This window comes from Armatimonadota bacterium (genome assembly GCA_031459715.1).
GTDB lineage: Bacteria > Sysuimicrobiota > Sysuimicrobiia > Sysuimicrobiales > Humicultoraceae > Humicultor > Humicultor tengchongensis.
Genome location: JAVKIA010000056.1, coordinates 1 through 10,561 on the forward strand (window position 1 = coordinate 1; position 10,561 = coordinate 10,561).

Sequence of the window (10,561 nt, forward strand, 5' to 3'; positions counted from 1 at the left end):
TACGGCTACGCCGTGGAGGGTTGGCGCTACGAGTTGCCCATCAGGGAGGATGTGGACGACCCCGACCAGAAGGTGCCGCCTCTCGTCTTGCGCCCTGATGCCTACTTCACCTTGCTCGTAGGCCAGCGCCGGCTGCACCTCTTTCTGGAGGTGGACATGGGCACCGAAAGCCACGGCCGCTTCGGCGCCAAGACGCGGCGGTACCTGGCCTACAAGCAGTCGACCCTCTTCCGAGCCCGCTTCGGGGGAAGGTCCTTCAGGGTATTGGTCGTCGCCCCCACTGTCACCCGCATGAGATCCCTGAAACGCCTCACCGAGTCCCAAGGCGGGCAGAGGATGTTCTGGTTCGCGCCCCTCAGTGATATCACCGCTGAGAAAATTGTGGAGCCCATATGGCAACTGGCGGGGGAGAGCGCCAAGGCTCGATTGTTTGGGTCGATCGCGGCGCCACCGCAGGCTGACGCAACTCCCGCCCCCACCCGTTAGCCCCCCATCGAGTGTTGAATCCACCGGCAGTCACAGAGCATTCGCCTGGCGTTGCTGCTCCATCAGGTCGCGGGCCAGGAACCCGAGACGATAAAGGCGCCCCTCTGGACTGACACGTATTGTCGATACTCGAAGGACGACGCCCGTCAGTTGCCCGGCGCCGGAGAGGCGTTCTACACAGCCAGCTTTGTTCCTGCCGACCTTAATGGCATGAGCCTCGTTGTGAGCCCCCGCGTCAGGCGGTAGTATAAAATAGCGAACATGGTCCCTTTCGGGGGCCGAGTCATGCGAAGCAGCCGGCTAGTGGTGGCCCTATTGGCGGCGGCTCTCGCCTCAGGTCTGCCAGCGTTCGGCTGGACGCCGGGGTCTGGCTCATCCGTGGCAGAGACGGACTCGATGCACAACTGCCCGTCGCCTGGCAGGTGGGCAATATCGGTATGGAGCGGCCGAGATGGGACGACCGCCGCTGATGCCGTGGCGACGTGCGGCCCCGATGCAGTGGAAGCTGCCTATTACCTCGACCCCCAGACCAGCAGCTGGTCACGCTGGATTCGGGGGCGCCCCGATATCAGCACCCTGGCGACACTCAATAACCTCCAAGGGATCGTCGCCCTTGGGGCGGCAGCGGCTAGCCCAGCGCCTATACCTGTGCCTTCAGGGGCGGAAAACAGGGTGCAAGATTGTCCCGCCGCCGGGAAGTGGGCTATATCTGTCTGGAGCGGCCATGACGCCATTGGTGCCGGCCAGGCGCTTGCTACCTGCGGCCCCGGTGCAGTGGAGGCCGCCTACTACCTCGATCCCCGGACTGGCGGCTGGTCACGCTGGTTTTCTGGGCGGCCCGAAATCAGCACGCTCACGACACTCAATAACCTCCAAGGAATCATCACCCTGGGCACCGCAAGCTTCACCTTGGCCGTGGACAAGTTCGGGGAGGGCGTCATCAACAGCAGTCCCGGGGGTATCGACTGCGGCAAGGACTGCACCTCTCAATCCGTAAGCTTCCCATCAGGCAGCAGCGTCGTTCTCACCGCCACGGCCGAGCCCGGCTCCACCTTCTCCCACTGGTCCGGCTGTGATTCGGTCACCGATAATTCGTGCACTGTGAATGTAGATCAGGACAAGACGGTATTTGCCACGTTTGCGTTCAGCGAGGTGAAGATTCCCGAAACCACCAAGGTGCTAGACGAGGCCACCATGCAGATGCTCGTCCGGCAGGAAGGCTCCACCTACTACTTCCAGCCCCAGGCGCAGGCCGCGGCTGGCCTGCAACCGGGCGACGTCATCGTCAGTGCGGCTGGCGGCGCGCTCCTCCGCAAGGTCACCGCCATCAGCACGACAGCTCAGCAGATCGCCGTCCAAACAGCGCCGGCCACCCTCGAGGATATCGTCGAGCGCGGCACCATAGTCGTCCACCAGGTTCTCGCCCCCACTCAACCGGCGTCTCACCCAGGGGTGGTGACACAAGGTGACCTGGTCAGCCAGGCGGGCTCATCATCCTGGGGCTTTACCATCCCCATCAACGTCCAGCTGGGAAGTGGGCCGGCGGGATTCACTGTCTCTGGTCAGGTCTCCTTCAATGCCGAGCTTGATATCGCCATATCGTTCGACGGCTGGGACTGGAACTGCTGGTGCTATCCCGTGAAGGAGGCCAGGGCCATTCTCATCTTTGAGACCACCTCCACCCTCAACGGCGCCGGCGGCTCCGTGAGCGCCGAGCAGGAGATCTGGGAGTGCGGAGTCGGCTGTCTGCCTACTATCGTAGTAATGGTCGGCCCCGTCCCCGTCGTCTTCCAGCCCGAGGCCTCCCTCAACGTGGGCGCCTCCATCGGGGCCACCGCCGACCTCGGCGCCGGACTTACCGTGCAGAACAGATTTAGGACCGGCGTCGGTTACCTCCGTGGCCAGGGTTGGCGGTCCGTAAACGAGTACGCCCCCACCTTCTCCGCCTCCCAGCCCACCATCACCGGCAGCGCCGAGGCTAAGGTGTATCTGGAAGGCCAGATCGGGGCCAAGGTCTACTGGGTTGTGGGGCCGTACTTCGGCCTGGAGGGCTTCCTCCAGTTCGAGGCCGAGCCCTCGGAGATGCCCTGGTGGACTCTCTATGGCGGCATAGGCGCTTCCGCCGGCATCGAGGCCGAAGTGCTGAGCAGCACACTAGCCGATTTCTCCTGGCCGTTCTGGGAACAGAAATGGCCGCTGCTCCAGGCACCCACGTACACCCTGTCGGTGAGCAGGGTGGGCCAGGGCACGGTGGCCAGCGGCCCGCCCGGCATCCAGTGCGGCACCGACTGCAGCGAGACCTACAATGGCTTCATCACCACGGTCACGCTGACCGCCACGCCCGATCCGGGCTGGCAGTTGTCCTCCTGGTCGGGCTGTGATTCGGTCTCCGGCGCCACCTGCACCGTCAGCATAAGCTCCGACAGGAGCGTCACCGCCGTCTTCACATCTCAACCCGCGCCGCCCTCGACCTGGCGGGAGACCGAGGATTTTCAGACAGGCGACCCCCTCTCCCGCTGGCAGCTCTCGCCGCCGGGCGGTTGCGTTCCCACTTCCAGTGAGGTGAACCAGTCCATCGATGGCTACCTGCGCCAGGAAGCCCAGGGCGGCCAGATGGACGGCAAGGACTGCGTCAGCTTCACCGCGACACGTGACTTCGCCGTGCCGCCAGGCTTCTCTATCGAAACCCTCGACCTCGCTGTCTCCTGGCGGGTGCCCCAGTTCAGCTCTCCCGCTGACACTCAGGGCGGCAAGGAAGGCTATGCCAGCATTGCCTTGTATTTTCTGGACAGCCAGGGAAGGAGACTTGTGGACAGTCAGGACCCCAGGGTGGACCGGCTCGAGTACCGCGTCTCCTGCGACGACCGAAGCGGCCAAGGCACATCTTATTGCACGCCTCCTTTATACGGCATGTCTGGCGAGTTCCTGCCCAGGGTGGTGCTGGTGCACGGTCAGGGCCAGGAGCCCAATTGGCAGCGGCTCAACGTCCGGCCTTCCTCTGATTTCAGCCTCGACTGGAGCCGGGTGCGCACCGTGAGGGTCGCCTTCGAGTTCGCCGCGGGCTGGATGTACGAGGACTCCTGGGCGGTCGAATGGGACGATCTGGAGCTAGAAGCCACGCCCTAGCATAGAGGGTTGTGAAGACATAGAGAAAAGCCACGTTTACAGCTATGTGTGGCTCGGGGGTCTTCTGACTGGGAGGTAGCTGCGTGTCCGGCCCGGCCACGCCCGTGGCCCACATCCGGCGGGGCCCGCGGCCGTACGCGTAGCCGCGACAACTCACCTCACCAAGGCTGCCAAGAACCGTCTCTATTCCTCCAGACATAGCCTCAACGATAGCGTCACCCGAGCTTGACAGAAGAGAACATAAGTTCTTATACTCATGACGTACTGAGGTCGCCCCATGGACATCGCCTGCGTGCATATCCCCCGCTTCGCCGTCGAAGTCGAGCGGCAGCGCCGCAACGACGTAGCTACCCGCCTCATCCTCATCGGCGACGCCAGCGTCTTCGACTGCTCCCTGGGTGCGGAGGCCTCAGGCGTCCGGCAGGGCATGCGCATGTCGGAGGCCATCGGCCTTTGCCACCGGGCGGTGGTGCTGCCGCCGGACCTGCCCCACTATCAGCGCCGCTTCGAGGAGGTGCTGGACTTCCTCGAGGGCTACAGCCCAGCGGTGGAGTTGGCCGATTTGGGCACTGCCTACCTGTCGTTGGGTGGCCTTTTGTTGCAGCCAGAGTCCTTCGCCGATAGTCTTATCGCCTCCCTGCATCGGCGTTTCGGCTTCATGGCTGCGGTGGGCATCGCCGGGGGGAAGTTCACGGCGCGAGTGGCGGCCCAGACTACGCGGCCCGGCCTGGCGAAGATCGTGCCGCCGGGTGAGGAGGCGTCCTTCCTGGCGCCTCTGCCCATCGATCTCCTGCCTGCCAGCGACTCCATGCGCTGGCGGCTGGGCCTGCTGGGCCTCTACAGGATAGGTGACATCGCCCGGCTGCCCCTGGGGGCGTTCCAGCAGCAGTTCGGGCCGGAGGGCAGGCGCTGCTGGGAACTGGCCCAGGGCATCGATAGCGAGCCGCTGGTGCCACGGGTGAAGGAAGAGACTGTGGTCCGGCGGCTTCAGTTGGCGGCCCAAGCGGTCACTCTGGAGGCGATCCTAGTGGGCGTGGAGCGGCTGGTCCACACCGCCTACGCCGGTCCCGACCGCCGCGGCCGCTGGGTACGCAAGGCCGTGGTGCGGGCGGCTCTGGACACTGGCGGGACGTGGGAACTGGCGGTGCCCTTCCACGAGGCGCTGGCCGACCCCCGCGACGCCTGGTTCGCCGTCAAGAACGCCGTCGCCCGGCATCCGCCCGAGCGACCGGTGGAGGAGTTGGAGGTGGAACTGGTGGGCCTGAGCGCCGAGTCCGGCAAGCAGGCCAGCATGCTGGAAGGGAAGGGGAAGCTGTGGCGGCAGGTGGAAGAGGCGGCGCGCCAACTACGCGCCCAGCAGGGGCGCGCGGCGATAGGGAAGGTGGTGGAGGTGGAGCCATGGTCGCGCATCCCCGAGCGGCGGGTGGCCTTCGTCGAGTTCGACCAGTCGGCGTAGCCAGGCCTCTAAACCGCCCGCGGCCGGTTTGTGTGGAGGCCAATGAGGACGGCCGGCCTCTTGCTATCTGGCTCTCGGGTCGTCGTTACGCCGTGGCGGCGGTACTGGAGATTTGGCGCATCGACGACGAATGGTGGCGGGAGCAGCCGGTCTCGCGGACGTACTTCAGCCTGCTTCTAGAAGACGGGCGGACAGTGACGGTGTACCAGGATTTGATAGGACTACGATGGGCGAGCCAGGTCTATTGAGTGTCCGCCGACGGAAGCCACTCGACCGCCACCAAGTGTTCGACCTGGCGGAAGTGGGGGTCCCCGGTGACAACGGCGCCGCCCAAGCGCTGAGCGAGGGCGGCCACAAAACAGTCGGCGTAGCCGATGCCGCTGGCCGCCTTCAGGCGGGCGGCGGACAGAGCCAGCGGCCGGTCAACCCCCACAATCTCGATGGGCAGTTGATCGGCCGCCGCCAGCGCCTCCTGGGAAGCCTCGAGGCCACGGCGGTTCCCCACCGTGTAGACCATCTCGCCCAGGTTCACGACTGACATGTATAGCTCATGCTCACCTCGCTGGGCGCCCGCGAGCAATTCCTGCACCTTGGCTGCTCCCGGCTCCTCCTGGAACAACGCCATCAGAGCAAAGGAGTCCAGCACGTATCGGGCCGCCATCGGGCTACGAGCCTTCCTTACGGGCGCCCCACCGCTGCATCTCTTCCTGCTCGCGCTTCAGTTCCTGGCGCCTCTCCTCCAGCAGAGCCTCGGTCAGGGAAGGACCCCTCTTCAGCATGCCTCTCGCTTCCCGGATCGGGTCCTTCATGGCCGGAATAATGGCGATACGCCCGGCGTAGTCCACCACCTGCACCCTGTCCCCAGGCCGAATGCCGTAGCGCTGCCGGATCTCGCGGGGGATCACCACCCAGCCCTTTTTGGAGACCGTGACGGTAGCCACCTCTCTCTCCTTTCGTGCTACATGACTCAATTTAGTATAACAAAATAGCCAGATAGTATCGATAATGAAGCGCTTCTATGCCGATCTCCGCTGCCAGAGTCGCCGCTCCCTCGTGGACAGCGCCTGCTCCATCGAGGGGCAGGCACATCGACAACGCCTCGTGGAAGCGCCGTCCAGCGACCGGGTGTAGCAGTTGCTGCTGGACGTCGACCGAATAGCGGCAGCGTACCCGGTCCGGCAAGCGGAGAATTACATGAACACGCAGTGCACCTCAAGTAAGCTGCACGCAGGAGGTGCACGACATGCGAACATATATCGGCGTCGACTACCACCGAGGCTACTCATACATGACAGCCATGGACGAGACGGGCAACATACGCGCCCGAGGGCGGGTGGCGAACGACCGGGAGGAAGTAAGAGAGTTCGTGAGCCGCGCCAACTGCGACGGTGAGGCGGCCGCTGTTCTGGAGGCTAGCAGGAACTGGATGGTGATGTACGACTGGCTGGAGGAACTCGTGGGGGAAGTACATCTGGCCCATCCCCTCAAGGTTAAGGCGATCGCCGAGGCCAGGATCAAGACGGACAAGATAGACTCTGAGGTGCTGGCTCACCTCTTGCGTTGTGACCTTCTGCCTGAGGCCCATGTGCCAGCCGAGGCAACGCGCGTCGCCCGCAACATACTGCGACAGAGGATGTTCTTCGTCCGCGTACGCACGATGGTCAAGAACCGTGTCCGGGGCCTCCTGGACCGCTATCCGGAACTGGCCAAGTCTCAGCCTTGCAAGGACATTTTCTCCAAGGAAGACCTGCTGTGGCTTAGAGGTGTCTCCCTGAGGAGCGAAGATCAGCAGATGCTGGATGAGGAACTGGAGCTCTACGGGGCCCTGGAGCAGCACGTCCGGCGTAGTGATGCGTTGGTAGAGAAGCTGGCCCACGGAGACGAAAGAGTCAAGCTTCTGGAGACCATCCCCGGGATCGGCAAATTCTTCGGTGTCCTCATCGCTCATGAGGTCGACGATGTGAGGCGGTTCTCCAGCGAAAAGAAGTTCTTCAGCTACATAGGGATCGTCCCCTCCACCCATTCCTCTGGAGGAAGAACCTACCATGGCCGACTGACCAAGCAGGGAAACAAGTACCTGCGTTGGGCCTTCGTGGAGGCCATCTGGCCGGCCGTTCGGGGCGATCCGAGTCTGGCTGCCTACTACGCCAGGATTAAGGCGAGAGCAGGGCCTAACCCGGCGAAGATCGCTACCGCCGGACGCCTGGCCACAGTCGTGTACCGGGTTCTCAGTCAGGGTAGGCCCTATTATCGTAGTCAGGTCGCCGGTTCCAGGCCGCCCTCGTGCATCCTTGGTGGGCTGCACTAGCGGAGCCGCACCCCGAATGGAGATTGGGCAGCCTGGGACCTGGCCGCATGTAACGATGTGTTCTCTCTAACTGAGGGACCGATGGGAGGTTGGTCACGGACCCAATCCGAGGCAGCAGAAGGCGAGGCCGCGGCGAGGGTCGACGATTGACAACAGATTGACGGTCACTGCGCGTTCATAGGAGGATGCAGGATGCAAAGACTTTCTTGGAAATTCCCGCCCGCAGGCTTGACTTTTCCGTCGGGTTGACCATAATTTCCTGCCGTAAGGAGCGTGTGCGACGCGATGGCGGGTGCCAACAGCTGACGGGGGCATCACAGCTACGGCTGCTTGCCCCGACCAGACTCAGCCATCGGCGGCGTAACTGTGGCAGTTAACATCGGGAGGAGGCGGTTACGGTGTCATCAATAAGCCGAAGGCGGCTGTTGGGCTTCGCGGTCACGGGGGGAGCGGCCTTGACGGGCGGGACGCTCTTAAGCCAGCTAAGGCCTGGTATCGCCGAGGCAAAGAAGGAAATGGAGGCGCCATTCCTGCGTTTGAGCTTCGCCGTGGTGCCCGACCTGGCGGGGTACCAGGGTCTCTCCAGCATCACAGGCGATCCAGCCTGCGACTTCTCGGAGCCCCAGCCCGGACCATTCTGCGAGCCAAGGATGATGAAGCCTCTCGCTTCGGTGAACCCCGACGGTAGTCTCGTGGAGGGCGCCGCCACCATCGGTGAGATACGCTGCTGGGGCTGGGTGATGGATCCTACCAGCACCGCGGCGTGGTACTCCATAGACGCTGTCATGTGCTCTGAGGCCGGCGCTGCCGCGGCCGGGTCGCTGGGACCAGGTGCGGAGAAGAGACAGATCGAGGAGATACGGGTCACCGCCCAAGGTAGAGCGGTGATTAACGCGGCCATGGCAGGCCTCGGCGCCGGCGAGCCTGCGGGCCTGCTGGTAGTCACGGGCGGCTGGGTGCGGATGGCCAGCGGTAGGCTCCCGCTCTTTCCAGTCGTTGGCGGCTGGTGGTCATACAGCGCCTGGGCGGCCGGAAGCACGACCCTAAAGGCCGACGTCGCCATCGTTCTCTCTCATGATGGTACTACCACTCCGAAAATGTAGCATTGGCGCCGGAGCCTAGGCGCACGCACGAGGCCACGGCAGCTGCGTGACCAGTTCCTTGACTATACGAACGCATGTTCGTATACTGTAGGCGTGGCCTGCGCTGAGCTCCACGCCCACTCCAACTTCTCCTTCCTCGATGGCGCCTCGCACATCGAGGAGCTGGTGCTGCGGGCGCGGGAGCTGGGATACGAGGCCCTCGCCCTCACGGACCACGACGGTCTTTACGGGGCGATGGAGTTCGCCCAGTGCGCCCGCGCCTGGGGCCTCAGGCCCATCACCGGCGCCGAGGTGACGCTGGCCGATGGCCACCACCTGACCCTCCTCTGCGAGACCCAGCGCGGCTACGCCAACCTCTGTCGTCTTCTCACCCACGCCCATCTGGAGCACGAGCGCGGAAAGCCCTGCATCGAGCCCGAGGTGCTCGCCCGCCACACCGAGGGGCTCATTGCCCTCTCTGGCTGCCGGCGGGGCGAGGTGCCGTCGCTGGTAGCGGAGGGTCGCTATGGCGAGGCGGAGGAGGCCGCCCGCCGCTACGCCGCGATGTTCGGCCCGCAAGACTTCTTCATCGAGCTTCAGAACAATCTGGTCTACGGCGATGGCCGTCGCAACCGCGCCCTGGCCGACCTGGCCGAGCACATCGGGGTGGGTGTCGTCACCACGGGCAACGTCCACTACCATGTGCGGGAGCGCCACCGCCTCCAGGACGTGCTGGTGGCCATCAAGAACCGCACGACGCTGGACGCCAGCCACCGCCTGCGCCGCGAGAACTCCGAGTACTACCTGAGGCCACCGGCCGAAATGGCCGCGCTCTTTCGCGACTACCCGGAGGCCGTGGCCAACACCGTCCGCATCGCCGAGCGCTGTCAGTTCAACCTCACCCGCGACCTGGACTACCGCTTCCCCGATTGCCCTGTCCCTGAGGGCGAGACGATGGACTCCTACCTGCGCCAGCTCTGCTATCGCGAAGCGCAGCTCCGCTACGGCCGCATCACGCCGGTGGTACGCGAGCGCCTGGAGGAGGAGCTCCGACTAGTGGAACAGCACGGGCTGGCCGGCTTCTTCCTCATCCACCGCGAGATCCTCCAGCTCGCCTACCAGGTGGCCGAGGAGGTGCGCGGCCGGCCCGCCCTGGCCCCACCCGGCCGGGGCCGCGGCTCGTCCGTGGGCTCGCTCATCTGCTACCTCATCGGGCTGTCGCACATCGACCCCATCGCCAACGGCCTCTTCCTGGGCCGCTTCCTCAACGAGGAGATGGCCTCGGTGCCGGACATCGACCTGGACTTCCCCCGCGACATCCGCGAGAGATTGATCCTGCGAATCTACGAGCACTTCGGCCAGGAGCACGTGGGGCTGGTGGCCACCTTCCCCACCTATCGCATCCGCGGCGCCGTGCGCGAGGTCGGCAAGGTCCTGGGCCTGCCGCCCGCCGAGCTGGACCGGCTGGCCAAGGTCAGCGAGGGCGGCTCCGCCAAGACCATCCGCGAGGAGATGGGGCGCCTGGCCCACTACCGCGACAAGCTGGACGCTCCCCTCTGGCGACACCTGGCCGACCTGGTGGAGCAGATCGCAGGGTTCCCCCGCCACGTCAGCCAGCATGTGGGCGGCATGGTCATCTCCTCGAAGCCGCTGGTGGAGCTGGTGCCCCTGGAGCAGTCGGCCATGGAGGGGCGCGTGCTCATCCAGTGGGACAAGGACTCCGTGGACGACGCGCGCATGATCAAGATCGACTTCCTGGCCCTGGGGATGCTCTCGGCGGTGGACGAATGCCTGAACCTCATCGCGGAGCATCACGGCAAACGGATCGACCTCTCCCGCATCGACTTCCGCGACGAGCGGGTGTACGACGCCATCTGCCAGGCCGATACGATGGGCGTCTTTCAGATCGAGTCGCGGGCGCAGATGCAGACGCTGCCGCGCACGCGGCCGCGGTCGCTGGAGGACCTGACGGTGGAGGTGGCGATCATCCGGCCGGGGCCCATCGTGGGCGGCGCTGTCAACCCCTACATTCGCCGTCGCATGGGCAAGGAGCCGGTGACCTACGATCATCCTGCGCTGGAGCCGGTGCTGTCGGAGACGCTG

General features: G+C 64.8%; 8 protein-coding genes. 6 read left to right on the plus strand and 2 right to left on the minus strand.

Annotation, left to right across the window (positions count from 1 at the left end; genetic code table 11):
• From QN152_13240 to QN152_13250, 3 genes are all read left to right on the plus strand, one after another.
• Positions 1-486, plus strand: a 486-nt coding sequence (locus QN152_13240; GenBank protein ID MDR7540470.1) for a replication-relaxation family protein, incomplete at its 5' end; no start/stop codon positions are given.
• 774 nt (positions 487-1,260) lie between these two features.
• Positions 1,261-3,612, plus strand: a complete 2,352-nt coding sequence (locus tag QN152_13245; GenBank protein ID MDR7540471.1) for a hypothetical protein — start codon at positions 1,261-1,263, stop codon at positions 3,610-3,612.
• 277 nt (positions 3,613-3,889) lie between these two features.
• Positions 3,890-5,068, plus strand: coding sequence for a DNA polymerase Y family protein (locus QN152_13250; protein MDR7540472.1), 1,179 nt, complete (start codon positions 3,890-3,892; stop codon positions 5,066-5,068).
• Between the two features lie 241 nt (positions 5,069-5,309).
• On the opposite strand, the gene QN152_13255 is transcribed toward QN152_13250, so the two are convergent.
• Positions 5,310-5,729 carry a type II toxin-antitoxin system VapC family toxin gene (locus QN152_13255; GenBank protein ID MDR7540473.1) on the minus strand — a complete coding sequence of 140 codons (420 nt, stop codon included), beginning with the start codon at positions 5,727-5,729 and terminating at the stop codon, positions 5,310-5,312.
• A gap of 4 nt (positions 5,730-5,733) precedes the next feature.
• Positions 5,734-6,009 (minus strand): AbrB/MazE/SpoVT family DNA-binding domain-containing protein, encoded by a 276-nt coding sequence (locus QN152_13260; GenBank protein MDR7540474.1) that lies wholly within the window; start codon positions 6,007-6,009, stop codon positions 5,734-5,736.
• A gap of 302 nt (positions 6,010-6,311) precedes the next feature.
• On the opposite strand from QN152_13260, the gene QN152_13265 reads away from it, so the two are divergent.
• The 3 genes from QN152_13265 to dnaE all read left to right on the plus strand — a co-directional run.
• Positions 6,312-7,376: an IS110 family transposase gene (locus QN152_13265; protein ID MDR7540475.1), complete on the plus strand. Its 1,065-nt coding sequence runs from the start codon at positions 6,312-6,314 to the stop codon at positions 7,374-7,376.
• A 398-nt stretch (positions 7,377-7,774) separates the two neighbouring features.
• The gene (locus tag QN152_13270; protein MDR7540476.1) at positions 7,775-8,479 is read left to right on the plus strand and encodes a hypothetical protein; all 705 of its coding nucleotides are present in this window, start codon (positions 7,775-7,777) and stop codon (positions 8,477-8,479) included.
• Between the two features lie 93 nt (positions 8,480-8,572).
• The coding region (gene dnaE / locus QN152_13275) for a DNA polymerase III subunit alpha (GenBank protein ID MDR7540477.1) at positions 8,573-10,561 on the plus strand (1,989 nt) is incomplete at its 3' end.

What these genes read in the sequence shown, in the direction of transcription:
- QN152_13265 (MDR7540475.1), top strand. Translation starts at nt 6,312, where the DNA reads ATGCGAACATATATCGGCGTCGACTACCACCGAGGCTACTCATACATG.
- QN152_13250 (MDR7540472.1), top strand. Translation starts at nt 3,890, where the DNA reads ATGGACATCGCCTGCGTGCATATCCCCCGCTTCGCCGTCGAAGTCGAG.
- QN152_13255 (MDR7540473.1), bottom strand. Translation starts at nt 5,729, where the DNA reads ATGGCGGCCCGATACGTGCTGGACTCCTTTGCTCTGATGGCGTTGTTC.